General features: G+C 61.4%; 26 protein-coding genes. 11 read left to right on the top strand and 15 right to left on the bottom strand.

The annotated features are described in order from the left end of the window. Nucleotides 1–56: 56 nt before the first annotated feature. On the bottom strand, nucleotides 57–500 hold the full coding sequence (locus EA473_RS08405) for a pyridoxamine 5'-phosphate oxidase family protein (RefSeq protein ID WP_124195213.1): 444 nt from the start codon (nucleotides 498–500) through the stop codon (nucleotides 57–59). Between the two features lie 458 nt (nucleotides 501–958). Between EA473_RS08405 and EA473_RS08400 the strand changes: the two genes are divergently transcribed. Together EA473_RS08400 and EA473_RS08395 are read left to right on the top strand one after the other, a co-directional pair. Then, complete coding sequence (locus tag EA473_RS08400) at nucleotides 959–1,348, top strand: DUF7344 domain-containing protein (RefSeq protein WP_124195212.1); 390 nt, start codon at nucleotides 959–961, stop codon at nucleotides 1,346–1,348. Further along, nucleotides 1,341–1,655: a HalOD1 output domain-containing protein gene (locus EA473_RS08395; protein WP_243645213.1), complete on the top strand. Its 315-nt coding sequence runs from the start codon at nucleotides 1,341–1,343 to the stop codon at nucleotides 1,653–1,655. The genes EA473_RS08400 and EA473_RS08395 overlap by 8 nt, the downstream gene beginning before the upstream one ends. Here the strand turns inward: EA473_RS08395 and EA473_RS08390 are convergent. Together EA473_RS08390 and EA473_RS08385 are read right to left on the bottom strand one after the other, a co-directional pair. Further along, nucleotides 1,579–2,259 carry an IS6 family transposase gene (locus tag EA473_RS08390; RefSeq protein WP_124195211.1) on the bottom strand — a complete coding sequence of 227 codons (681 nt, stop codon included), beginning with the start codon at nucleotides 2,257–2,259 and terminating at the stop codon, nucleotides 1,579–1,581. The genes EA473_RS08395 and EA473_RS08390 overlap by 77 nt on opposite strands. Before the next feature lie 264 nt (nucleotides 2,260–2,523). Then, nucleotides 2,524–2,802 carry a HalOD1 output domain-containing protein gene (locus tag EA473_RS08385; RefSeq protein WP_124195210.1) on the bottom strand — a complete coding sequence of 93 codons (279 nt, stop codon included), beginning with the start codon at nucleotides 2,800–2,802 and terminating at the stop codon, nucleotides 2,524–2,526. Nucleotides 2,803–3,004: 202 nt separating this feature from the next. Here EA473_RS08385 and EA473_RS08380 point away from each other — a divergent pair, with 202 nt between their 5' ends. Both EA473_RS08380 and EA473_RS08375 read left to right on the top strand, forming a co-directional pair. Further along, nucleotides 3,005–3,481: an Lrp/AsnC family transcriptional regulator gene (locus EA473_RS08380; protein ID WP_124195209.1), complete on the top strand. Its 477-nt coding sequence runs from the start codon at nucleotides 3,005–3,007 to the stop codon at nucleotides 3,479–3,481. 182 nt (nucleotides 3,482–3,663) lie between these two features. Next, a complete protein-coding gene (locus EA473_RS08375; RefSeq protein ID WP_124195208.1) occupies nucleotides 3,664–4,017 on the top strand; it encodes a DUF7344 domain-containing protein in 354 nt (117 codons plus the stop codon). Nucleotides 4,018–4,209: 192 nt separating this feature from the next. Here EA473_RS08375 and EA473_RS08370 read toward each other — a convergent pair whose 3' ends face one another. The 5 genes from EA473_RS08370 to EA473_RS08350 all read right to left on the bottom strand — a co-directional run bounded on the left by EA473_RS08370 (nucleotide 4,210) and on the right by EA473_RS08350 (nucleotide 9,381). After that, nucleotides 4,210–4,458: a hypothetical protein gene (locus tag EA473_RS08370; protein ID WP_124195207.1), complete on the bottom strand. Its 249-nt coding sequence runs from the start codon at nucleotides 4,456–4,458 to the stop codon at nucleotides 4,210–4,212. A gap of 206 nt (nucleotides 4,459–4,664) precedes the next feature. Beyond that, the gene (locus EA473_RS08365) at nucleotides 4,665–5,090 is read right to left on the bottom strand and encodes an ester cyclase (protein ID WP_124195206.1); all 426 of its coding nucleotides are present in this window, start codon (nucleotides 5,088–5,090) and stop codon (nucleotides 4,665–4,667) included. A gap of 267 nt (nucleotides 5,091–5,357) precedes the next feature. Then, a complete protein-coding gene (locus EA473_RS08360) occupies nucleotides 5,358–7,886 on the bottom strand; it encodes an efflux RND transporter permease subunit (protein ID WP_124195205.1) in 2,529 nt (842 codons plus the stop codon). Nucleotides 7,887–7,890: 4 nt separating this feature from the next. Beyond that, nucleotides 7,891–8,292: a hypothetical protein gene (locus EA473_RS08355; RefSeq protein ID WP_124195204.1), complete on the bottom strand. Its 402-nt coding sequence runs from the start codon at nucleotides 8,290–8,292 to the stop codon at nucleotides 7,891–7,893. A gap of 177 nt (nucleotides 8,293–8,469) precedes the next feature. Beyond that, nucleotides 8,470–9,381 carry an ArsR/SmtB family transcription factor gene (locus EA473_RS08350; protein WP_124195203.1) on the bottom strand — a complete coding sequence of 304 codons (912 nt, stop codon included), beginning with the start codon at nucleotides 9,379–9,381 and terminating at the stop codon, nucleotides 8,470–8,472. Nucleotides 9,382–10,092: 711 nt separating this feature from the next. Between EA473_RS08350 and EA473_RS08345 the strand changes: the two genes are divergently transcribed. The 3 genes from EA473_RS08345 (at nucleotide 10,093) to EA473_RS08335 (ending at nucleotide 12,156) form a co-directional block, all read left to right on the top strand. Then, nucleotides 10,093–10,848, top strand: a complete 756-nt coding sequence (locus tag EA473_RS08345; protein WP_124195202.1) for a sugar phosphate isomerase/epimerase family protein — start codon at nucleotides 10,093–10,095, stop codon at nucleotides 10,846–10,848. 185 nt (nucleotides 10,849–11,033) lie between these two features. After that, nucleotides 11,034–11,525, top strand: a complete 492-nt coding sequence (locus EA473_RS08340; protein WP_124195201.1) for a pyridoxamine 5'-phosphate oxidase family protein — start codon at nucleotides 11,034–11,036, stop codon at nucleotides 11,523–11,525. A 169-nt stretch (nucleotides 11,526–11,694) separates the two neighbouring features. Next, nucleotides 11,695–12,156 (top strand): universal stress protein, encoded by a 462-nt coding sequence (locus EA473_RS08335; RefSeq protein WP_124195200.1) that lies wholly within the window; start codon nucleotides 11,695–11,697, stop codon nucleotides 12,154–12,156. A gap of 106 nt (nucleotides 12,157–12,262) precedes the next feature. On the opposite strand, the gene EA473_RS08330 is transcribed toward EA473_RS08335, so the two are convergent. Together EA473_RS08330 and EA473_RS08325 are read right to left on the bottom strand one after the other, a co-directional pair. Then, on the bottom strand, nucleotides 12,263–12,688 hold the full coding sequence (locus tag EA473_RS08330; protein ID WP_124195199.1) for a universal stress protein: 426 nt from the start codon (nucleotides 12,686–12,688) through the stop codon (nucleotides 12,263–12,265). Nucleotides 12,689–12,856: 168 nt separating this feature from the next. Continuing rightward, nucleotides 12,857–13,342 carry a universal stress protein gene (locus EA473_RS08325; protein WP_124195198.1) on the bottom strand — a complete coding sequence of 162 codons (486 nt, stop codon included), beginning with the start codon at nucleotides 13,340–13,342 and terminating at the stop codon, nucleotides 12,857–12,859. A gap of 527 nt (nucleotides 13,343–13,869) precedes the next feature. On the opposite strand from EA473_RS08325, the gene EA473_RS08320 reads away from it, so the two are divergent. Then, nucleotides 13,870–16,695 carry a cation-translocating P-type ATPase gene (locus EA473_RS08320; RefSeq protein WP_124195197.1) on the top strand — a complete coding sequence of 942 codons (2,826 nt, stop codon included), beginning with the start codon at nucleotides 13,870–13,872 and terminating at the stop codon, nucleotides 16,693–16,695. A gap of 80 nt (nucleotides 16,696–16,775) precedes the next feature. Here the strand turns inward: EA473_RS08320 and EA473_RS08315 are convergent, their stop codons facing one another. From EA473_RS08315 to EA473_RS08300, 4 genes are all read right to left on the bottom strand, one after another. Next, nucleotides 16,776–17,135 carry a hypothetical protein gene (locus tag EA473_RS08315; RefSeq protein WP_124195196.1) on the bottom strand — a complete coding sequence of 120 codons (360 nt, stop codon included), beginning with the start codon at nucleotides 17,133–17,135 and terminating at the stop codon, nucleotides 16,776–16,778. A 56-nt stretch (nucleotides 17,136–17,191) separates the two neighbouring features. Then, a complete protein-coding gene (locus tag EA473_RS08310; protein ID WP_124195195.1) occupies nucleotides 17,192–17,842 on the bottom strand; it encodes a hypothetical protein in 651 nt (216 codons plus the stop codon). 74 nt (nucleotides 17,843–17,916) lie between these two features. Next, nucleotides 17,917–19,164 carry a ferredoxin Fer gene (gene fer, locus EA473_RS23055; RefSeq protein WP_124195194.1) on the bottom strand — a complete coding sequence of 416 codons (1,248 nt, stop codon included), beginning with the start codon at nucleotides 19,162–19,164 and terminating at the stop codon, nucleotides 17,917–17,919. Between the two features lie 487 nt (nucleotides 19,165–19,651). Further along, nucleotides 19,652–20,005 carry a winged helix-turn-helix domain-containing protein gene (locus EA473_RS08300; RefSeq protein WP_124195193.1) on the bottom strand — a complete coding sequence of 118 codons (354 nt, stop codon included), beginning with the start codon at nucleotides 20,003–20,005 and terminating at the stop codon, nucleotides 19,652–19,654. A 209-nt stretch (nucleotides 20,006–20,214) separates the two neighbouring features. Between EA473_RS08300 and EA473_RS08295 the strand changes: the two genes are divergently transcribed. The 3 genes from EA473_RS08295 to EA473_RS08285 all read left to right on the top strand — a co-directional run bounded on the left by EA473_RS08295 (nucleotide 20,215) and on the right by EA473_RS08285 (nucleotide 21,823). After that, nucleotides 20,215–20,466 carry a hypothetical protein gene (locus tag EA473_RS08295; RefSeq protein WP_124195192.1) on the top strand — a complete coding sequence of 84 codons (252 nt, stop codon included), beginning with the start codon at nucleotides 20,215–20,217 and terminating at the stop codon, nucleotides 20,464–20,466. 151 nt (nucleotides 20,467–20,617) lie between these two features. Next, entirely contained in the window at nucleotides 20,618–20,869 is a 252-nt protein-coding gene (locus tag EA473_RS08290) for a hypothetical protein (protein ID WP_124195191.1), read from the top strand. Between the two features lie 459 nt (nucleotides 20,870–21,328). Further along, the gene (locus tag EA473_RS08285; RefSeq protein WP_124195190.1) at nucleotides 21,329–21,823 is read left to right on the top strand and encodes a cupredoxin domain-containing protein; all 495 of its coding nucleotides are present in this window, start codon (nucleotides 21,329–21,331) and stop codon (nucleotides 21,821–21,823) included. Nucleotides 21,824–21,892: 69 nt separating this feature from the next. Here EA473_RS08285 and EA473_RS08280 read toward each other — a convergent pair whose 3' ends face one another. Continuing rightward, entirely contained in the window at nucleotides 21,893–22,534 is a 642-nt protein-coding gene (locus tag EA473_RS08280; RefSeq protein WP_124195189.1) for a dienelactone hydrolase family protein, read from the bottom strand. Nucleotides 22,535–22,544 lie beyond the last annotated feature (10 nt).

The raw sequence follows: 22,544 nt of genomic DNA, 5'->3' as shown, positions 1-22,544 counted from the left end.
ACAGACACTCACGGGCTGCCTGCGGTCTCTCCGGCAAACCGTGACAGCAATCCGTCTCACTCGGGGACGCTCTTTCGCCCCGTCAGCGTGTCCGGATCGAGGCGGAAGTCGTGGAACTCGATCTCGTCGCGTGGCCGGTCGAAGACGTCGACCGTCGGGATTCGAACCGCCCACATACCCTGTACCGCAACCGATTCGGGATGGGCGTCTGCCAGTTCCTCGAGCGTTCCGGTCGCAACGACGCTTCGCCAGCCGTCAGCCGTCTCGTCGTGCGTGACGAACGAAACCTGGTTCTCGATGAGAGCGTCCTTGGCGGTCCCCGGCGGAAACGAAAGCCGGAAGTAAAACGCCTCGTCCGCTGCATAATACCCGTACGATATCGGGAGCGATGCCGGCGGCTCGTCCGGTCCGGTCGCAAACGAGAGCACGCCAGTGCCACCGGTCTCGAGGAAGTCGTCGCGTTCGTCACCGGTCAGGGTCGTCCAGCGAAGCCCCGCCATAGCGTACAGCTACTACCGCGACGACGAAAAACCCCGGGGAGGACACACCTGCAATCAGGGTGTCATAGAACCGTTCGGATACTTGCTCTTGGGTACCTAATAACTGGTATGTGCAGGGGGAGCAGTTACCGAACCAGCTATCGATTTATCTGGAATGTGCCAAAAGTCGGCTGCTGAATATAGAGCATCAATGCAGTACGACGACTTCGTTTGTTTCATACCGAAAGTGGTGAACTATCTGCTCACTACACGTGCGAACTGAGCGCTGAGATTCCTGACAGTTTCATATGGTGTTCGGAGCGTCGTGCAAGATGTAAACTGAATATTTCGAAAGGCAGTTCAGTATATTGTTTGACTTATATGAGGTATGTGGCCAAAGAAGATGGGATTTTCATTCTCGGTAGTATGTTGTGTTATCGACTGGCAAGGCTGAAGAGGTTGGAGGGAAAAGGGATTGTATGTCTTTCAGCCCACCTAATGAGCAGAAATGGGCAGATCAATGGGATCAGTTATTTGACTGTCTTTCGGCCGAACCACGACGGGAGATCATTATTTCGTTGCGGGATGCGCCCCCGGATGAACGGCTTCCACTGCCTGACGCTGCAGAGTCGCCCAACCAATCAATGGAATCCGAAACGTTAGCCATCAAGCTACGACATCACCACCTTCCGAAGCTCGCCGACGCAGGATACGTTCATTGGGAGTCTGAACCGTTCTGTGTCCATCGTGGACCCAATTTTGCCGAAGCGGAATTCATCGTTGAGAAGGTGTTCGAATCGATAGAAGAGATCCCCGATTCCTTGCTCGAAAACTGTCGGGTTCTAGGGGAACTAGCTGCAGATGGCTGAGACTGACCTCGTCGTCAAAGTCGTCGAAGCGATAGCCAACGCGGATGGCGTGGATCAAGAAGAACTCGACCCGCTTTACACATACATCGACCCAGGAATGTTAGAGAATCTATCTGGGCGAGAAAAGGGCGAATGGAGCTTTACGTTCCAATATGCTGATTATCAAGTCACCATGACCCAGGACGAACAGATATTCGTTGACGGAGAACTGTATACCTCGGGGGCACTGTCTAGTTCAGCACCTCTTCGGCTGGTGTTCGGCCATTCAGCGCTTGATTCGGTCGATCGTGGTTGTAGTGGTGTCTGAAGCGTCTCAGCCAGCGGCGTGCGCTGGCTGGACTGCCCCGCCAGAAGGCGTGAAAGCGGTCGATTCGCATTGAGACTGTCTGAAACCACTTTTCGACGTGGTTTCGGTCGCTGTAGTTGAGCTGACCGCTCAATTCGTGGCGAGCGAGGGCAGTCAGATAGCCGCCTGCATCGACGAGAAACTCTGTCTCGGCAAGATCATGTTTCTCGGTGAGACGGTGCAAGAACGCCGCCGCGGGGTCAGTCCCGCGGCGGCTGTATACGTCGATCTCGAGCAGTAGCTTCGATTCTGTGTCGATCGCGGCGTACAACCACTTTTTCTCGCCGTCTACCTTGATTTGTTTCTCATCGACCGCGACCCGCGACGGCGCTGCCGTCGGCGGGTCGCTCTGTGCCGCCGAGAGTTTGTGTGTCCAGTTCCAGATTGCGCCGTGAGAACGGTCAATACCGAGTAATTCGAGCACTGCAACAACCTCCCGAACCGACAGTCCCATCGAATGTAGGCGCACCCCGAACACCCTGACGGGTGTCGGGGTGCGCTCGTTCTCCCAAACCTCATCACAATCCACATCTAAGGTCTCTCTGAGCAGGTTGGCGAGTTGCATAGGCACTTCTCGCCACCACCTGCTCATTCCTCAAACTCTCATCTAGACAGTGCCACCTCGGGCAAAGTGACGCGGTAGAAGATATGCGACCATACTTGATTCAATCACTTTGCTCTGGACCGGAATTCTTGCCAGGTTGAAGTCAGACTCTAAGTCCTGCACAGGTCTCCTACCAGTTAGGGGAAAGATCACAGCACGCATCGTTAGATTCTTCGCCTATACTGAACGTTCGACATTCCGAGGGAATTATTCCTCGAAGCTGGCTCACTGTTCGGCTACGGACTTGGGATTCTCCATCGATGCGTCTCCCTTCTGAGCCGAGACGCTCACTGTGGGCCCGTTCCGGATCTCAACTACGTAATCCAGGTACGTGAACTCAACCTTGACCTGGCTGGTGTTCGAGTCCGCATCCTCTTGAACGAGTGCGTCCAGTGCTTCTGGATTGACGACGCTGAACAGTGGTGGGGATAACTCGCTCGGCGAGACTCCCTCCTTCTGGGCTACCGCCTCGACCACCCGATACGACGGCGTATGGGATACCATCATCTACCGCTAGGCTGCGATGGTGTATATATGTTGGCTCGAAAATGCCGTTTTCGCAAATATCCCTCACAGATGTGCAAAAATCGCAGTTATCTGTTCGGGAAGGCAGTCTCAGTCCGTTGTCCTCGCCGTGTGAGACACCAAGGGTGGGATTCCCGCACTATGGACGAAGATTCATACAGACAGCGGGTCTGTATAACTCATGAGCGAAGTCGCACTCGACGACGTCGATCGCGGTATCCTGTTTTTGCTTCAGGAGGACGCACGGAACATCACGATCGCCGAGATTGCAGAGCAGGTCAACGTCGCTGCCAGTACCGTCCGCAACCGCATCGAAGATCTGGAAAAGACAGGCGTCATCGAGGGGTACTACCCGAAGATCAACTACGAGAAGGCGAACTACCCGCTGCACGTGTTGTTCGTCTGTAGCGCCCCCGCCGACGAGCGCGAAGAGCTGGCCGCCTCCATACTGGATCAGCACGGGGTCGTTGACGTCCGCGAGATGCTCACCAGCAAACGCAACATCTACGTCGAGGTCGTTGCCACGGACACCCGAGACCTGACCCAAATCACCAACGACCTCGCTAAGCGGGGCTTCAGTATCGAGTCCTCCGAAATTATCACCAACCACTACACCCGCCCCTGGGCGGAGTTCGAGTTCGAGAAAGACAAAGAGTAATCAGACCGGCAGACTGTCGAATTACTTGATGAAAGTGCAGAATTAGCGGATTATTGGGCGTGAAATGTGAAAATCCCTTCCCACGAGTTGCGTTTTCCCACAACTCTTTTGCGGATTGGCGCAAACTTCCAGAACGAGTCAGATGGGGCGGCGAGACAAGCCCATCTGTTCCTCGGCAACATATGACCGACCATTCATCACACGATACGACCGTTCAACGGGAGCGTGCCACGCTCGACGAACTTTTCGACGTCCTCAGCAAGCCCCCCCGGCGTCGCATCCTGACGGCGCTTGCCGACACGAATCCGAGCGAGGACGCCGAGTTCGTTCCACGGGACTTCGCCCCCAACGGGCGACGCGAGGACGTCTTGCCGAGGCTACACCACAGTCACCTCCCGAAGCTCGACGAAGCGGACTTTATCGAGTGGAACCCCCACTCGAAGACGATTACGCACGGGCCGAGCTTCGACGAGATCGAGCCACTCGTCGAGTTGATGATCGACCACGAGGACGAGCTTCCGGCAGATTGGCCGTAGATCGGAGCACGGTCGGCACTCACTGAACGAACTGATTGGTTACTGGCAGGAACACCATAACCGATTCAGAGGATGGGGTCAGGACGACGGGTTCGTTTGTTTCTCACTGAAACGGATGTGTCACCCGCTTAGTAGACCTGTGAACTGACCGGTGACCTTCAAAAGAGAAGAACGGTCGGACATAGACCTTGATTATTCAACTGATTCAAGAAATTCGTCCAACGTATCTGTGAGTTCATCAACCTCCTCTCCGTTGATTTCAGCCGAATACCGGACGATGAACACATCCTTCTCATCCGTATGGCGGGCCTTGTCAACTTGCTCAACGCCCTTCCAAATCCCTGTAACTTCAACTTGGCCGTGTTCGGCGTGGTCGTACGTTTCACCCCGATTCACGACCATATCAGAGTCAGAACCCGGCGGCTCGTCAGAATCATCCATAGACCCTATGATAGACACAGACGCTTGTCTCTGTTGGTGGATGCGGTATATTGTTCGCCTGCACTGATCGTTCACCACGTTCGTAGAGCGAACCGAAGCTTGTGAAACATTCGCGCTGTATATTCAGCAGAGACTGAACGTTTTACTCAGATTCTGTCAGAAGATGGCTGCTGAATAGAGAGGATATGCTCAGTAGCGGACTGATCTTAGCCGTCTGTAAGTCCAAGCTGGTCGAAGGACTCCTGTCGGTCGATGTACTCTCGGTGTTCTTTTATTTTACCATCTTCTATTTCAAATTTAGACATTCCTTTCATGTCGACTGTCCGTCCAGTCGCTGGGATTTCGTTGAATTCTCCCTCGTGGGTCATCGCATAGTTCACTTCAACCATTACTATCTCGTCACTAGCAAGAAGATCTATGATTTCCACCTGAACGTCGGGGAAGCCAGTCGTGACCTCGTGCATCCACTCTTCTAACCCCTCGTGTCCCTGTACCTCACCGTCAGGCATGCTTGGATGAGACACGACGACTGACTCCGAGACGAGGTCTGGTATCTTCGCGAAGTCCTGTTCGTTCCACATCTCTCCATAGTCTCTCACGAGTTGTTCGGTGTCTGGTTTTGCTTGTGCCATAGGTAGCCTGTCTCGCTACGTTGACCAAGCACATACCGTCAATTGGTGACGAATTTGTACAGGCTGCACGGGGAGCAACCGGTGAACGATATGCGCGTTGCATTCATTATTCTTTTCGTGATGGTTTGCTTAGATAAATTCAGAGGAGTGACCGATATAGAGCGTGTATCTCGCAGCGGTAGGCGTGCTGTTGGCCCTTATATTCGCGGCTGGAACGCTTCCGATTCGGATGTCAGCTGGCGAGAGAGGGAGTTACGGCCGTCCGTCTCAGTCCTGAGTGGACACCGCAACGTCAGAGTCTACGTCATCGACCGCCTGTTCGGTTCTCCCGTGGCGCGCCCACAGGTACAACAGACTCGGCAGGACAACCACGCTCGCGACAAACGCGGCGATCATCGCTAAGACGACCAACGTCGCGAAGTTCTGGAAGGACGGATCAGGGTGGATCAGCATGCCGACGAAGGCGGCGACCGAGGTCGACATGCTCCCGAGGAGCGCGCCGCCGGTGCCGGTGACTGCCGTCTCGAGGGCCTCGATGTCGGTTCGACCGCGGGCGCGCTCGTGTGCAAACCGGTCGCTGAGGTGGATTGAGTAGTCGATGCCGATGCCGATCACCAGGCTAACCAGCAGCGCCGTCAGGAAGTTCAGCGGGACGTCCAGCAGATACATCCCGCCAACGACGTACCCGAGGACGAGTGCGACGGGCATGGCCGTCAGCGCGCCGAGCGTGACGCTCCCATGTGCCCGCCGGTAGACGGCGACCAGCGTCAGGAACACCGCGCCCACGGCGAGGATCATCACGCGGACGATGCCGTCGGTGATCCGCTCGATCGCCGCATGCTCGGTGGTTGCCTCGCTGACAACGGTCGCCTCCAGGTCCCCGCCCTCGGCCTCGATCGCCTCACCGACCGCGAACAGGTTCGCGGCCCGGTCGCCGTCGATCGCCGGACCGTCGGCAGCCTGGGGCGGCCCGATCGCCCGCAACGACTGGTACTCGCCATCTTCGCGCTCGATCACCGCACTCGCCCGATCCGGGGCGACCTCGTAGAGGTGGTCGTACACCGCCTCGAGATCGCTGTCGGGGACACCGTCTCCGGTCGTGTCGGCGGCTTCGACCGTATCCGCGAACTCGTCGTTCTCGGCGGCGACCTCGTGGGTCACGGTCGTCGGCGTCTCGATGGTGTCGACGCGCCCCTCGGCGAAGGCGCCGCGATCGACGCCCTCGTCGACACCCTTCTCCAGAGCGTACAGCGCGTCGTCGTCGGTCACCGATTTCTCGACGAGGATCTGGACGCGGTCGCCCTCGTCGGCGGCGGCACTCCGGAACTGGTCGCCGACGTACTCCTGATTCGCCATCGCCTCGTTTTCCTCCCACCCCACCGGGCCGGGAAGCTCCTGCTTCCACTCGGCGACGTCGGGGTTTTCGGCGCCCATGGTCTCCTCGTCGAGGGCCGTCCAGGCAGCCGCACCGCCCGCCGCGACGAGGAGCGCGACGACGATTACGACGGGGGCCACTCGATGGGCCAGCGTCACCGTACTCGAGAGAGCCGGACCCACGTAGGACCCGGCGCCCAGCGGCCGCTTGCGGCGGTCCAGGCCGAGCCGCTCGAGAGCGTCGTCGATCGTGACCTTCAGCGCGGGCACTAGGGTGACGAAGATCACGAACGCGGAGACGACCCCGAGCGTGATCGCGATCCCGAGATTCCGCAGGGTGTCGACGGGATTGACGACGTTCGCCAGGAAGCCGATTCCGGCGGTGATCGTCACGAGTCCGAACGCGACCGTGACCGAGCGCAGTCCGCGCGCCATCGGGGGTCGAATCGCTTCGTCCGGTCCCCGCTCCTCGCGATACCGCGTAAAGACGTGGAACCCGTAGTCGATCGACAGTCCCGCGATCAGGACCGGGCCGATCACGACCGCGGGCCCGACCTCGACGCCGAGCCAGCCCAGGATGCCGAACATCCAGAGGATCGAGACGAGCACGCCCGCGAGCCCGACGACCACGTCGACGACGTCGCGGTAGGCGAAGGCAGCGACTGCGAGGATCAACACGAGAACGACCGGGAGGACCAGGAAAACCGTGTTCTCCATGCTGGTCTCGGACATCTCGTCCATCGCCGGTTCGCCGAGCGTGAAGAACTCGGAGTCCTCGCGGTCGGCGGCCGCGTCGGCCAGCGCGTACTGCGCGTCGGCGGGCGCCCCGCCGTCCTCGGTGGACGCGAACGCGAACACGACCTGCGTGCTCTCGGCCTCGGCGGTGCCCGGTTCGTAGTTGTTGGGCACCAGCACCTGGGCGCGGGGATCCTCGGCGAGCGTCGTCTCGACGAGGGCCGCGACCTCGTCCTCGTCGGCCGCCTCCAGGGCCGCGATCTGCTCGTCGATGCTGGCGTCGGGATCGTCGGCGGCCTGCGTCCCGACCAGTGAGGCGACGCTCAGGGTCTCGTCGTCGGTCCGAGCGTCCGCGACATCGTCGTCCTTGGCGACCGTCTGCTTGTACTCCAGCGTCGCGATCAACGCGTCCGCCGAAAGGGCGTTTCCACCTTCGCCTCGCACGTAGACGGGGAAACGTGCAGTCGGTTCCTCATCGTTCGCGTCGATGTCGTAGTTCGCCTGAATGTACTGTTCCGCTTCATCGACGTCGGTCTCGACGGCGCCGGCGAAGCCGCCGTCGCCGCCCATCTCGGCGTTCGTGATCCCGACGACCAGGCCCGCCGTGAGTACGAGGGCGAGGAGGACGACCAGATAGTTGTGCGTCGTTACGACGTCGGCAGTTCGATCGAGTAACGTTCGTAGCATGGTGTTAGCGTTCGCTGTCGGTCGTTCGCTGTCGATACGGCTCGTCGAGCGCTGCGACGGCGAGATCGTGGATCGCAGCGCCCGCGTGGGCAACCTCCAGTACGATCGTCGCCTTCCCGTCGGCGTCGGAGACGCGAACGATCAGCTCGTCGGACCGTTCGGTCGCCGACTCGACGCCGGGGATCGCCTCGAGGTCCATCGAGGGGACGCGATCGACCCGCAGCCGGACGGTCGCCTCGTCGTCGACCGTTCGTCCGTCGACCCGCTGGACGTCGATGAGTTCGCCGGCCTCCAGCACCCCGACACGGTCGGCGATTCGCTCCAGTACCGCCGGACGCCGCGACGCGACGACGACCGGCCGGCCACCGTATTGCTTCGTCAGGTCGTTCATCTCGAGTGCGCTCATCGCGTATCCGAACGTCACCCGGACTTCCTCTTAAGTATTATCGAAGAAATGACATATATCGCATCCAATTCAAAAGGAGCGTTGAGTAGATCCGGCGGTATTCTGAGCGAGTGACTCGGCCAATCTGCTCTTGGGCCGAAATCACTCAACAGCTATTGAGTAGGAAATTCGAAAAGATCAGTGATCGCCGACCGAGTCGCGTCGCACGCGCTCGGCACGCTCGACCGAGAGGTCGTCGTCGACGAGCAGTCGGAGGACGTTCTCGCCGACGCGATACGTCACTTCGTACGCGTCTGACGCGAGGCGTTCGGTGGACCACCGCTCGTCCATGACGCGCGGCACCATCTCGAACGTGCTCAGCGACGTGGTGTCGACACCATGATCCCAGTGGAAGGCGATCGAAGCGGGATAGGTGGCGAGCCATACCGACAGCGGGCCGTTGAATCTGGTCCAGCAGCTCTGGCAGCGTGCGATCGCGACGAACCGGAGCGGCTCGGGTGCAACGTCCTCGACGTCCCTGACCTCGATATCGTTGCTCCCCCCGCAGATCGCACAGACCCCGTCGCGGAACTGCTGAAAGTAGCTTGCAGTCCGCGTCTTCACGCTCTCGAGCACGGCGTCGTCCCCTCGATCCGTTACCTGCGCCGGGGTCACGGGGATGTTCCCGAAGCACCCTCCACACTCCTCACACCGGTGGAGCAACATCCTGTCCTCGACGTCCGTCACGAGCGCCTCGGCGTCACAGTGCAGGCAGCCCCCATCGGTCTCGAATGGCTCGAACTCGATGTCGCCTGCGTAAGCACCCGCGAGATACTGCCTGACGATCGCCTCGCCGGCGTAGGTAAACTTCCAGCCATCGTCGGTGTGCCGGAGGTACGTCCCGTCGAGTTCCTCGAGGTGATAGGAGAGTCGCGACGTCGAGTCGACCTCGACTCGATCGTACAGCGCCGAAAAGGACAGCTCCGGCATCGACCCGCCCGGTGAGAGCCCCTGCTCGTCCAGGGCCTCCGCGAACGCCCGCAGAATCGCGATCCGTGTGGGATCGGACAGCGTGCCGAAGGCCTCGGCCGCTGCCTCCTCGTCGGGCATATCGACCACGTTCGTGAACCACCAGTATTATGCTTCGGGTAGTACACCCGGAACCCACTGGTCGTTCTTCTGAACCGTCCTAACCGAGCCGATGGTCGCAATCGCCGATCGTCGTGTCGTACGGACGCCGTTCGAGTTCTGGCTTGGTGCCATCACGTCGGTCTTGCTCGAGCGGGTACAAGTATTGTTATAATATTCACATATCTGCTCCAGTACCAGTCTATCGCCGGAATGACCCGTACGTCCGGTAACGTAGGCCTATATACTTCATCTCATCCGCAGCGGTCGGCACCCGTGGAAGGAAAACTACCGGGAGTATAGTTCGGGTGGGTGTGTGCAATCTCTTTCATCCACACTGACCGTTCAGTCTCCCGCGTCGATTGGCCCCCAGTCCGTACGACATTCGCGCTGTATATCCAGCACGATATTCTGAATATCTCTCAGTCCTGATTAGACGAGTCAGCGTTCTACAAGCAGATATAGTGGACGAACATTCCAGGATTCCTGTACCGATGTACCGGCACACCCGCCGCCCGGATCGCGGGTGCGCCGGAACTGACGGACAGTAAACCAATCATACACCGACCGCCGATCCGTCTGGCGATCAGGTGTGGGATGACGTGCAGTGGTTACTATCGTGCGGTGTCGATTGACGCCACCTGGACGCCGATCGACGCCGTCTTTAAGAGCGGCGCGTCTCGTAAACTGCGTATGGACTGTGGTCTCACCGTCGGCGACTCGCTCGATCGCATGGCGCAGACGATCGACGGGTTCGATCTGGCCGAACTGTCGCTGGGCGAAGGCGTCGACACCGCCGAAATCGACGCCGACAGACTCGAGACGATACTCGACGACGCCGGTGCCGACCTCTGCGTCCATCTCCCGTTCAAGCAGGTCGTCGTGACGCCGGTGCCGGAAATCAACGAGGCGATTCTCGACTACCAGACCCGCCTGCTCGAGTGGGCCGGTTCGGTCGGCGCGAGGAAAGCCGTCCTCCACGGGACGGCCCGGAATCCACACGATACGGATCTTCGACCGCTGTTCGCTGAGCAACTCGAGGCGATCGCGACGGCTGGCGAGGAGTTCGGCGTCGAACTCGTCGTCGAGAACGTCGGTCACCAGAAACAGGGGCTCCCGCTTTCGGTCCTCGGAGATCTCGCCCGCGAGACCGGGACCGCCGTCTGTTTCGACGTCGGGCACGCGTATATGGAAGACGGCGACGACGGCGTCGATCGGTTTTGCTCGCGCTACGGCGACCTCGTCTCACACGTCCACGTCCACGACGCGCGAAGCCGGGGCGATACGCACATCCCGATCGGAGCCGGCGAGATCGACTACGACGTCGTCAGGAAACACCTCGCGGGGTTCGACGGAACCGTCGCGATCGAGGTGTTCACCGACGACCTCACGCTCCTCCGTGACACCGCGGATCGGGCACGTGCCTGTCTCGAGGGAGAGCCGAGCTAACGGCCGACGGCTTTGCGGTCGACAGCCCGTGATACGGATTACTGTACCTGTGTACCGGCGCACCCGTCGCCCGGGTTTCGGGTTCGCCGGTAATGATTTACAGTAAACCGTATGATAGAAACACGTGCCGAGTCGAGAGAGCGGTGTGCGAATTATGACCCTCGGTCGCGTGTGATACGGTAGGGATGACAGTCGACGAACTCACCGATTACGGCCTGGAACGGATGGACGACGACGATATCGAACGATTTCTCGCGACCAAAAGCCTCGGCGTCCTCGGGCTACCGACCGATGGGACCCCCTATCTGCTCCCGATGTCGTACGGGTTCGACGGGGACTCGCGACTGTACTTCGTGTTCGTCGTCGGCCCCGAGAGTCGAAAGGTCGATCTCACCGAACGGGCGGAGACCGTCAGCTTCCTCGTGTACAGTGCGGAGACGATGTTTCATTGGCGAAGCGTTCTCCTGACAGGGGCCCCTCGCCGTCTGTCCGAAGACGAGCAATCGGCGGTGACGGACGACGAGATGCCGACGTGGCGACCGGAGTTACTCGAGACGGCGAGCGAAACGGAACACGTTCGGATCTACGAGTTGACGGTCGACGAGTGGACGGGACTCCGACACGCGATCGAACCGCCGACGTACGCCCAGCGGTCCGCTCGAGCGCCATCGGAGTGAGTACACCACCCCGTCGCAGTCACGACAGCCATCCGGATTGTGGCGAACGAACGCCTCGAGGCGGGCGTGTCCGCGACGTCCGTCCCGCCTTCCACCGCCCTCGGAGGCGGTCCGGGTCCGGTCCACCCACCGGATAGGATTTTACGACTGCATGGGGTAGGAGTCGACGATGACTCACAACGTACTCGTTCCAGTCGACGGGTCGCCGCTGTCGATCCAGGCGCTCGAGTTCGCCCTCGAAGAGTACGACGACGCGTCGATCGTCGCACTCCACGTCCTCGATCCGTCCGATCCGGGCTACAGTTCGACAACCGAGGTCGACGTGAGGACCGAACCGGCATACGGCTCGGAGGAGTGGTACGAGCGGGCGGGCGAGGAAGAAGAACGGATCTTCGACGAGGCCCGCGAGGCGGCGGCCGAATACGACGTGGAGATCACGACGGACGGCGTCGTCGGCGAACCGGCGCGCGAAATCGTCGACTACGCCGAGGAACGAGACGTCGATCACGTCGTCATGGGGAGTCACGGTCGGACGGGAATAACGAGAGTACTTCTCGGAAGCGTCGCCGAGATGGTCGTCCGCCGGTCGCCCGTCCCCGTCACCGTCGTCCGCCACGAAGGTGACCAGTGACCGGCAGTGGATGGGGGGATCACCAGCGCAGCAGTTCGGTCGAAGGGGAAAGCCGCAGCGATCGAAGCCGGAACGGCGACGACGACTGTCTCCGGGGGAGCGATCGTCAGCGAACGACTGTCACCGGTACGTCCGCGCGCTTGACCACGAGTTCGGCCGTGCTCCCCATTCGAAGCCCGGGAGCACCGCTTTTGCCTCGACTCCCCATCACGATCTGGTCGGCGTCAGTCTCCTCGACGGCGGCAACGATCGTCTGGGCCGGCGAGCCGACACCCGTCTCGGTCTCGATCGTCACCTCGTCGACCTCGAGGGATGCTCGCGCGTCCTCGAAGAGCGCCGTCGTGCTCGATCGCTGGTCTTCGAGCCACTCGTCGGTCAACGGCGGTAACTGCTCTTCCCCGGGAGTCACCTCGAACGGATCGATCGCGTGAAAGAGGACGATTCGGGCGTCAGGAAAGGTTTCGATGGCGTACCGGAGCGCGGTCTGTGCGGAGGACGAACCGTCGTGCGGGACGAGAATCGATCGTGGCATCAGGTTCTGTGTTCGTGGCGGGTACTCCTAAAGCCACCTCCGAACGGACGGCGCATCTAGCCGACGCGTCGAGACGGCCGCGATGTCTGATTGTCAATCGGTCGCCCGCCAGTCCTGCTGTCGACCGGTAACGACTCAGAACGGACCGTCTGAATCGGGAGGGTGTGATTAGGCCTCGTCGACGTCGACGTCGTCGTTTGGCCCGGGAACGACGACGACCGGAACCGAAGCCGTCCGGACGACCCGGTCGGCCGTACTCCCCAGCAGTCGTCCCACACCCGTCTGCCCCGTCCGCCCGAGGACGATGAGATCGATATCGTGATCCTCGGCGTACCTATCGATCTCTCGAGACGGTCGACCCCGTCGGATGGCTCCGCTCACGTCGACGTCGTGGTCCTCGTAGGCCGACGCGATATCCTCGACGAGTCGTCGCTTGAGCTCCTCGAGTTCGGAAACGAGCGTGCTGTCGAACCGAAACGGAGCGTCGGTCGTATCGGCGACGGCGAGAACGTGGACGGTCGGTGCGTCGACACCCTCGGGAACGCCTTCGGCGATCGCCAGAGCCCGGACAAGCGCTTCCTCGGCAGCGGGACTCCCATCGGTCGGAACGAGGATCGAACGGATTGAATCGTCAGTGGGGGGAGGTGAAGCCATTCGAAACCGTACGCCGAACTTCCACCTGCAGTCGGTTAGCAGTTTGTATCCGCCACCACTCTGACCGGCAGTCCGACGACCGCTCGACCTGCTCCGTACGGTCCGAATAACGGGCGATACGATCGTCATGCTGCCGATTTCGAACAGTGCGGTTCGAACCACACACGACGTCGGGGAGTGAACGCGGCGAACGACGGACACGCCACAGTCGATGGGGTTCGCGGAATTCTCTCGGTTCCGGAGGGGGTGGGTGGGTGTCGCCTCCGGAACCGATCGGTCAGGGACGGAACCCGTTGCTGGGGGTATTAAGGAACGGATCGTCGTACGAGTCGCCACATGACCGCGCAGAGCGCTGGCATCGCCAGCACGGAGGTCGGTGGACGTCTCGGTTTCCGGCTGAGAGCGTCGGCAGAGCGGAGGACGGACGAGCGTCCGCAAGACGGCAAACTGAAAGGGCGGTCAGTTCGGGACGGTTCCGTCCGACGAAGCTGAGCGACGGCCAACCGATCGAGATCGAGATCACATCCGTGTCACAGTCAGAACGAGACCAGGAGCCGGCGCGAAGCGACCGACCCGAATCCGCGACGGAAAGCGAATGGCACTCACAGCCACTCGAGGCCGTCTACGCGACACTCGAGACATCTGAGGAGGGGCTGGACCCGTCCGAAGCGCGCACCCGCCTCGAGCGGGAAGGGGCGAACGAGATCGAAGCGGGAGAAGGGATTACGCCGCTACAGATCCTCCTCGAGCAGTACAAAACCGCGCTGATCTGGGTGCTCATCGTCGCGGCTGCCGTGATGGCAGCGGTCGGTCACACGATCGACGCGGCGGTCATCGCCGGCGTGGTGATTTTCATCACCGTCTTCGGCTTTCTGCAGGACTACCGCGCCGAACAGAGCATCCAGGCGCTCAAGGAGATGTCGACGACGTACGCGCTCGTTCGCCGCGGTGGCGAAAAGACCGAGATCGACGCCAGAAAGGTCGTTCCGGGGGACGTAATCTTCGTCGAGTCGGGCGATATCGTCCCCGCCGACGCTCGCTTGATCGAAGAATCGAATCTGCGCGTCGACGAGGCGGCGCTGACCGGCGAGAGCGTCGGCGTTTCGAAGGAAGTCGGAGAGGTAGACGAGGAGACGTCGCTGGCCGAACGCGAGAACAGCCTCTACAAGGACACCGTCGTCGAACGCGGCTCCGGAACGGCGGTCGTCGTCGAGACGGGTCCCGAAACGGAGATCGGCCAGATCGCGACGGCGCTCGAAGGAGCCGAAGAGCGCGATACCCCGTTTCAGGCGGAGATGGATCGCCTCGGGAAACTCATCGCGCTGGGCGTGATCGGCGTCGTCTCGATCATCGCGATCACCGAACTGGTGATCGGCGATACGCCGGCGTTGCAGGTCTTTCTGACGGCGGTCGGCATCGCCGTCTCGGCGGTTCCGGAGGGGCTCCCGGCGGTCGTCACGCTCTCGCTCGCGCTCGGGGCACGTCGGATGGCCGAGAAGAACGCACTCGTACGGAGACTGCCGATCGTCGAAGCCCTGGGATCGGTCGACGTCGTCTGTACGGACAAAACGGGGACGCTCACCGAAGAGGAAATGACGGTTCAGCGGATCGTCGCCAACCGCGAAACGTACGACGTGACCGGCACCGGGTTCGACGTCGACGGCGAGTTTCGCCGTAACGGCGAACCCGTCGACGTCGACCGGGTCGCCGAGGTTTTGCGCTGCGGGATGCTCTGTAACAACGTCGACCTCGGTACCCGCGAGCGTGACGGCGACACCGAACCGACGGAAGAAGGATCCGAAGAGCGGGAGCGAACCTACCTCGGAGATCCCACCGAGATCGCGCTGTTCGTCGCTGCACAGAAAGCCGGGTTCGATCACCGCGAACTCGCCGACGAGTACCCCCGTCTCGGGGAGGTCGAGTTCACCTCGGCGCGCAAGCGGATGACGACCGTCCACGAGACGCCTGGCGGAGAGCCGACCGCCTACATGAAAGGCGCACCCGAGACCGTCCTCGAGCGGTGCGACCGAGAACTCGTCGACGGTGAAATCGTCGAACTGACGGACGACCGACGGCGAGCGATCGAGGGACGAACCGAGGAGTTCGGTGAGGACGCCCTCCGCGTGATGGGGTTTGCCTACCGGCCAGACGTCCCCGACGCACAGACGCGAGAACCCGACGAAGACGTAGAACGGGAGATGGTCTTTCTCGGATTACAGGGAATGCTCGACCCGCCTCGTCCCGAGGTTCCGAACGCGCTCGCGGGCTGTCTCGACGCCGGAATCAACGTCGTGATGATCACCGGTGATAACGCCGTCACCGCACGAGCCGTCGGCGAGGACGTCGGGCTCCGGTCGACGACGGTGATCACGGGGCCCGAACTCGAGGGAATGAGCGACGACGAGCTACGGGACGTCGTCGACGACGTCGACATCTTCGCGCGCACCTCGCCGGATCACAAGACGCGAATCCTTCAGACGCTTCAGGGCAAGGGGCACACGGTGGCGATGACCGGCGACGGGGTCAACGACGCGCCGGCCGTGAAAAACGCCGACGTCGGCGTCGCGATGGGGATCCGCGGGACGGACGTCACCGAGCAGGCCTCCGACATCGTCCTGCTCGACGACAACTTCGCGACGATCCGAGATGCGGTCGAAGGGGGACGTCGGATCTTCGACAACGTCCGCAAGTTCGTCAACTATCTGCTGTCTGGTAACGGGGGCGAAGTGACGATGATCTTCACCGGGACGCTCGCCGGCCTCGGACTCGTTATCACGCCGATTCAGGTCCTCTGGATCAACGTCGTCACCGACGGCATCCCCGCGCTCACGATGGGCGTCGACCCCGCGGCCGAAGACGTCATGGATCGCGATCCCCGGCCACCGGAGGAAGGCGTCATCACCGAGCGGATCGTCACGTCGATCGTCGGCATCGCGATCTTCATGACGATCTGTCTGCTCCCGCTTTTCACTCTCAACTACTTCGGCGAACTGATCCCGGGCTACGACGTGACCGGTGCGCTGCTCGGCTGGAGCCCTGGCTACGAGGTGGGACGCGACCTCGCTCAAACGATGGTGTTCACCGGGTTCGTCGTCTTCGAAATCGTCCGCATTCAGGCGATCCGGTACCGGTACGGGCTCGGATTGTTCTCGAACCGGTGGCTCGTGCTGGCGGTCGCCGTCGCAGTCACGCTCCAGCTACTCGTTCTCTACACGTCGACCGGTCAACTCCTGTTCGACGTCGAACCGCTCCAGTTCGTCCACTGGCTGCAGATCGGACTCGCCGCGGTCGCCTTCGCGCTTCTCATGGCGATCTTCGTGAAGGTTCAGGATCGGTACTTCGAGCGGTACTGATACGGATCGCTGTTGGTCAATACCGGCACAACTGCAAGAGGGCTCACGATTGCGGCGGCAAATCAGTGCGGGAGACTGTATCAGTCGGCGGCCGCTCTCCCGTAGACGTCGTCGGTCCGCAGTTCGTACCACTCGAACTCGAGTTCTGCCAGTAGTTGCTGAAAGATATCACGCGAGGTGATCGACGACCGGCCGCAAGGGCCCGATCGTCCAGATCGGTGGAACGCGGGGCCACCGTCGGTAGCCGCCTCGATCTGCCCGATCCCCAGACATCGGTGTTGCTCGCGGTCGGGAATGGCGGGGGACTCGACGTCCTCACGCTGTCGGTTCCGCAGGTCTACAGCGTCGGCTACCCGGTTATCCAGGACCCCCTCGTCCGCGCGTTCGCCCTCGAGGGCGTTCTGGCGTTCGGGGTCGCGAAGATCGTCGCGACTCCCCACGATCGGGGTCCTCAAGCGGGGGTAGAGATCGACTCGAGGCGGTTGTTCGGAGCGGATTACAGATCCGGTGGATACTCACCGGTCTGCCGGTACTCGGAGACGACTGCCACGAACGCGATCACGTGGAGCGCGACGACGATGACGATCATCGCGAGGTAAAGCAGGTGGAGCGGATCGTCCGAGGGAAACCCTATCTCCTCGTACGGACGGAGATACGCCCGGTCGTAGCCGTGAACGGCCACGAGCCAGAAGATGACGTACGTGCCGTGGCTCTGGTGCCACTTCCAGGCTTTCGGGCCGAGATAGTCGTAGGCCTTGTTGTTAGACGTAAACGCCAGGACGATCGCGATGAGGACGGCAACCATGGCACCGAACGCCCACGGACTCATGTCGACGAGGTAACCGACGACGTCCCAGTCGCGGGCCCAGAAGACGAACAGGACGTGGACAACGGACCAGATAGCGAACCAGATCCCCAGCTCCGACCGCCAGTTCACGGGGAAGTTCCCGGAAAATCGACGCCTGATCTCCGGCCGAACGCGCACAAGCGGGCCGATAACCATCACGAAGAACAGGATGAAGAAGGGAACGGCAGCGACGACTCGCTGTCCGCCGTATCCGACACCCCACAACAGGACCGCCACGACGATGCTCCCGATCGCCACGCCCAGGTGATGGGTAGGTTCGTTGTTCGTGTCTGCCGTCATGGTATCGTCGCATCACGCAATTGTGACCACACGAACACCGATCTGTCAGATAAAGGTATCCCCAGTACGAGACCCTAGACGACACGATCCCGAAGCTCGTCGAGGTGTTTCGCGCCGTAGACCAGTTTGATCGAGTCGCTCGCCGGCGTGGCTACGCAGGTCAACCGGAACCCCTTCTGTTCTACCTCCTCCTCGGAAAGGCTTCGCTGGACGTCCATCTCGAGTTCGCCCTCGAGCAGGACGGCAGTACAGTTCACGCAGCCACCGGCCCGGCAGTGAAACGGCCAGCGGTGGCCGGCCGCCTCGGCTGCGTCGAGGACGTACTCGTCGCCGGCCACATCGAACGTACCGTGTGCCTCCTCGTCGAGCTCGGCTTCCGCAGCCCGCTCGAGGAGGTCGTCGTCCTCGAACGACCACCCTCGTTCGTCGACGACCCGGTAGTCGAGGTATTCGACGGTCACGCCTTCGGTTCGGGGAGCGCTGATGCCGATTACCGGAACGCCGGCGAAGCGGACGACGCGCTCGGTCGTGCTCCCGAGGAGGTATCGGCGTAGTCCGGTCTCGCCGTGGGTTCCCATCACGATACAGTCGGCGTCGTGCATCGCCGCAGTCGCGAGAATTCGCTGATCGACGCGACCGCTCGGGACCGAGACTTCGACGGCGTCCAAACGCGACTCGCGGACGCGCTCGAGCGCGTCGTCGACAGGTTCGAGTCCGACGTCGTCGGTGTCGTCACCGTCTGCAGTCGTATCCGCCACGTCGAACGTCATCGTCTCACCGACGGTCTTCTCGTCGCTGACGTGGACGACGTGGAGGCGCGCTCCGGTCTCGGCTGCGAGATCGATGGCGTGGTCGAGTGCCGCCTCCGCACTTCGACTCCCGTCGGTGGGGACCAAGATGCGCTCGAACTTACTCTCGAGCCTCGACTCCTCGTGGACGGTCGCGACCGGGATCGACGACTGTCGGAGCGTCTGTTCGGCGACGCTGCCGAGGAGGAATCGGCCGAGGCCACTGCGACCGGTCGTCCCCATCACGATCAGGTCAGCGTCGCGTTCGTCAGCCGACGCGAGGATTTCTTCGTGCACGTCATCGTCACCATCGCGGCGTTCGGTCGTCACCTCGAGATCACGGTCTCTCGCTCGGTCGGCCAGTACCTCGACCGCCCGGTGGCTCTCGTCTTCGTCGTCGCCGAGGACTCCGCGCTCGAGAACCGAGATGACGTGTAGCGACGCGCCGAATCGGTCAGCGAGTCGGGTTGCGTACGCTCCAGCGTCTTCCGATACCGAACTTCCGTCGGTCGGTACGAGAATCGTGTCGTACATCGGGGGGCCCTACCACGTTCGGGTAAAAGTAGCTGTAGTCCCCCAAGGCGGCCCTGAGCCCGCTCGAGTGGAGCCGTCGACCCCCAGTTCGGTGTCTCCGATCGGAAGCACCGCGACCCGATAGTAGTCGTTTTCGTCATTACACTCCCGCTCGCGAATTAGCGGCCAGCGCTGGCGATTCTGGCCGCTTGCGTACGAGCGGGGAGAACCGTTTCAACGATTACTATAGTGGAATCTTCGGTCGCTGACGTAGTAACAGCTACAACGATTGACACGCTGATCGCAATGTCGTCCTGCGATCGGGTGTGCAGTGACGTTCAGTAGCTACTATCGAGTATCGGCGATACGTCCAGACAACAGCGACCTCACGGCGGAGATGAACTGGAACAGTGGACGGTGGACCGTTTCCGGGTCAAACGCGGAGGAGACGGCCGGCCCTGTCTCGAGCCTGCTCTGTCAAAGGGGTTCAAAACTGGGACGTGGTTGGTCAGACCTCACAGGATAACCGCAGCCCGCTTTTGACGCACTCGATCTGTACTGGATCGTCGTACGTGATGGAGATACAGTCCATCGACTTCACGTACCGTGTCGCCATCGAAGATTGGTCTTCGTCTACTGGTGTTAGCATTCCGGCGTTCGTCAGCTTGTCCAGCTTTCGATACGCTGTGCTCGTGGGAATATCACACTCTGTCGCGATCTCTTTCGCCGTTTTCGGCTCTGTACACGCCAGGAACATCGCTCTGGCCTCGTCGTCCGAGACCGTCTCTACGATCGCCGGCGGGTCGCACCCGGTCGGCCGATCCTGGGCTTTCAGATTACATGGGAGTGGTCCGGGTGTCATACGTGATACCACGCGGACCAACCAGTTACAAGCCTCTGACGACTCCTGTCGCGTGGGAATAAGTGGGAGAATATATGGTGTCCGACCGACGTGATCGAGACGAACACTGACGACCCGGTTTCAGGGACCGGTGTGCTCTTCTGGCCGTGAGATAACGCCTCGAGCGACGCGTCGATCGTCTTATGTTTCATGGGAACATAGCACACTCTATGGGCTATCTGAACCTCAACTGGCAGTGCCGGCTATACGGCCACGACTGGCACCATCCCCAGATTCACGAAGTCGTCGTCACGGCCGACGACGGTCCCGTCTATCCGCTTCGGTGCATCCACTGTGCTGACGTCCAGCTACTCGATCGGGAGGGCAACGGCTGGCGTCTCGACGACGAGAACGGGCCATCGGTTCACGAGGATACGCTCGAGAGCGATCGCGAACTCGAGTCCGACTCCCGACGGCGCTGAACCGCCCACATCGAGCGTGTCTACACCGGGAATCGAGAGTGGAGGGAGACGCACGTCGACTACGAACCGATCACGACCGAATCCTACGGACTGGGAACGTGCGGGTGGTTTCTCCCGACCGGAGCCGTATCTCGTTACGAGGGGAGTACGAATGGTCGAACATTACGACAAGGTCTTGGCGGGCATCGCAGGGAGCCTCCTGGGCGGAGTACTCCTGGGACTCCTGACGTCCGTGAGCTTCAGCGCCGGGCTCTTCGCCGGGACGCTCGTGGCGACCCTGTTCGTCTACGACGCCATGTTCCGAAATCCGCCCCTGCCGCCGTCGGATCCGCGGGTCGCAGCGTCGGCGATCGTCTGGCACGCCATACTGTTCGGGGTAGCCGTCGCGACCTACCTCACATAGTCGGCGACGACGCGAGCGAACGGCGCGGATAGCGGATGGTATCCGCGTGTAACGGTTCGCGGGATAGTGGCCGCGTGTAACGGTTCGCGGGATAGTGGCCGCGTGTAACGGTTCGCGGGGTGGTTTTCCGTTGGATGGACGACAGTCTCGAGTCCCCTACGGTCGGACCGTGATACGGCTGATCGGCCAGTCGACAGCCACGTCGTTCGAAGGGCTCACTTGGTGCCCGCAAGGGCAGCTCTGTGCTCGAACGGTGACGGAACCTGCTTACTTTTCGTTCTCGTAGTAGCCGATCGACAGACTCGAGACACCCGTCTCGGGCGGTTCGACGGCGAGTGTTCGAAAAAAGAATCCAACCCGTCGCCGACGTTCGAGTGGCGGGTTCGAACGTTTCAGGACGTCGAACAGTCGTGCCCACGGTGTATTGGCTTTACTTTCTGCTTCAGTGTGGAAACGGCTATGAGAAGTGATCGGCGACCGTCTCGACGAACGTTGCTGCGGATCGGCGCAGCGGCGAGTCTCGCGATGCTCGCGGGGTGTCCGGACGACGAGGACGAACCCGCTGACGACGACGTGGACGATGAAGTAAACGACGAGGACGACGACGTGGACGAGGAGTGGGAAGATATCGGCGAATTCGTCTTCGAGGGACGAATCGAGGCCTGGACTGGCGTCGAACCCGCGATCATCGAGGGTGAAGACAATCCGACGCTCACGCTGATCGAGGGCCAGGAGTACGACTTCACGTGGATCAACGCCGACGGCGTGGTGCACAACCTCGAGATCCGCGACGGCGACGACGAGATCATCGACGACTACCAGAGCGAAGACCTCGGCGACGAAGGCGAAGAGACCACCCTCGAGGGCGTCGTCGCGTCCGAGGAGATGGACGTCTACATCTGTACGTACCACGAGACGACGCAGGTCGGCGATATAACGGTCGAGACGGGCTGATCGGTGGTGTTCGTGGGAGGCGGACTCAGGAGTGACTGTCGTGATCCCAGCGGGCGAGCGTCGATGGTATCACGCCACTGCGTCAGCGAACCAGTCGGCCGCCACGTCGGCGACCTCCTCGAGTTCCCCCTCGCTCTCGAAGAGGTGGCCCGCTCCCTCGACGACGTGGAGGTCGTTCTCGCAGGTGAGGTGCGCTCGTGCGTCGCGGTTGCGTTCGAGTACCTGTGTGTCTGCACTACCGACGACGAACAGCGTCGGCGCTCGAACCGCCTCGAGGGCTTCTGAGGCCATATCCACCCGCCCGCCGCGGGAGACCACGGCGTCGACGTCGTTCCCGAATCGTGCCGCAGCCCGCAACGCCGCCGCGGCACCCGTACTCGAGCCGAAGTAGCCGACTGGGACCTCTCGCGTGTCCTCGCGAGACCGCAGCCATTCGGTGACGGCAACCAGACGGTCCGTGAGCAACGGGATATCGAATCGATTCTCCCGATCCCGGTCCTCGACTTCGGTCAGGAGGTCGAACAGCAACGTGCCGAGTCCGCGACGACGGATGACGTCTGCTACGTAGTTGTTCCGGGGGCTCTTCCGACTGGAACCGCTCCCGTGAGCGAAGACGACGACGCCCGCTGCATCCGGTGGCACCTCGAGGGAACCCTCGAGTTCGACGCCGTCGACCGGGATAGTGACGAGTGAATCGGTACCGTGGGCCATATCTGATGCG

This window comes from Natrarchaeobius chitinivorans (genome assembly GCF_003841505.1).
Classification (GTDB): Archaea; Halobacteriota; Halobacteria; order Halobacteriales; family Natrialbaceae; genus Natrarchaeobius; species Natrarchaeobius chitinivorans.
The sequence above is the reverse complement of the archived record's forward strand: the minus strand, read 5'-3'. Positions and strand labels throughout refer to the sequence as shown.

Excerpts from the sequence above, each read along its gene's own strand:
- EA473_RS08295 (WP_124195192.1), top strand. The coding sequence starts at position 20,215 with ATGGGCTATCTGAACCTCAACTGGCAGTGCCGGCTATACGGCCACGAC.
- EA473_RS08280 (WP_124195189.1), bottom strand. The coding sequence starts at position 22,534 with ATGGCCCACGGTACCGATTCACTCGTCACTATCCCGGTCGACGGCGTC.
- EA473_RS08360 (WP_124195205.1), bottom strand. The coding sequence starts at position 7,886 with ATGCTACGAACGTTACTCGATCGAACTGCCGACGTCGTAACGACGCAC.
- EA473_RS08325 (WP_124195198.1), bottom strand. The coding sequence starts at position 13,342 with ATGGCTTCACCTCCCCCCACTGACGATTCAATCCGTTCGATCCTCGTT.
- EA473_RS08390 (WP_124195211.1), bottom strand. The coding sequence starts at position 2,259 with ATGCAACTCGCCAACCTGCTCAGAGAGACCTTAGATGTGGATTGTGAT.
- EA473_RS08365 (WP_124195206.1), bottom strand. The coding sequence starts at position 5,090 with ATGGCACAAGCAAAACCAGACACCGAACAACTCGTGAGAGACTATGGA.
- EA473_RS08400 (WP_124195212.1), top strand. The coding sequence starts at position 959 with ATGTCTTTCAGCCCACCTAATGAGCAGAAATGGGCAGATCAATGGGAT.
- EA473_RS08330 (WP_124195199.1), bottom strand. The coding sequence starts at position 12,688 with ATGCCACGATCGATTCTCGTCCCGCACGACGGTTCGTCCTCCGCACAG.
- fer (WP_124195194.1), bottom strand. The coding sequence starts at position 19,164 with ATGTACGACACGATTCTCGTACCGACCGACGGAAGTTCGGTATCGGAA.
- EA473_RS08385 (WP_124195210.1), bottom strand. The coding sequence starts at position 2,802 with ATGGTATCCCATACGCCGTCGTATCGGGTGGTCGAGGCGGTAGCCCAG.
- EA473_RS08395 (WP_243645213.1), top strand. The coding sequence starts at position 1,341 with ATGGCTGAGACTGACCTCGTCGTCAAAGTCGTCGAAGCGATAGCCAAC.
- EA473_RS08405 (WP_124195213.1), bottom strand. The coding sequence starts at position 500 with ATGGCGGGGCTTCGCTGGACGACCCTGACCGGTGACGAACGCGACGAC.
- EA473_RS08300 (WP_124195193.1), bottom strand. The coding sequence starts at position 20,005 with ATGACACCCGGACCACTCCCATGTAATCTGAAAGCCCAGGATCGGCCG.
- EA473_RS08340 (WP_124195201.1), top strand. The coding sequence starts at position 11,034 with ATGACAGTCGACGAACTCACCGATTACGGCCTGGAACGGATGGACGAC.
- EA473_RS08375 (WP_124195208.1), top strand. The coding sequence starts at position 3,664 with ATGACCGACCATTCATCACACGATACGACCGTTCAACGGGAGCGTGCC.
- EA473_RS08350 (WP_124195203.1), bottom strand. The coding sequence starts at position 9,381 with ATGCCCGACGAGGAGGCAGCGGCCGAGGCCTTCGGCACGCTGTCCGAT.
- EA473_RS08310 (WP_124195195.1), bottom strand. The coding sequence starts at position 17,842 with ATGACGGCAGACACGAACAACGAACCTACCCATCACCTGGGCGTGGCG.
- EA473_RS08370 (WP_124195207.1), bottom strand. The coding sequence starts at position 4,458 with ATGGATGATTCTGACGAGCCGCCGGGTTCTGACTCTGATATGGTCGTG.
- EA473_RS08355 (WP_124195204.1), bottom strand. The coding sequence starts at position 8,292 with ATGAGCGCACTCGAGATGAACGACCTGACGAAGCAATACGGTGGCCGG.
- EA473_RS08380 (WP_124195209.1), top strand. The coding sequence starts at position 3,005 with ATGAGCGAAGTCGCACTCGACGACGTCGATCGCGGTATCCTGTTTTTG.
- EA473_RS08345 (WP_124195202.1), top strand. The coding sequence starts at position 10,093 with ATGGACTGTGGTCTCACCGTCGGCGACTCGCTCGATCGCATGGCGCAG.
- EA473_RS08335 (WP_124195200.1), top strand. The coding sequence starts at position 11,695 with ATGACTCACAACGTACTCGTTCCAGTCGACGGGTCGCCGCTGTCGATC.
- EA473_RS08290 (WP_124195191.1), top strand. The coding sequence starts at position 20,618 with ATGGTCGAACATTACGACAAGGTCTTGGCGGGCATCGCAGGGAGCCTC.
- EA473_RS08285 (WP_124195190.1), top strand. The coding sequence starts at position 21,329 with ATGAGAAGTGATCGGCGACCGTCTCGACGAACGTTGCTGCGGATCGGC.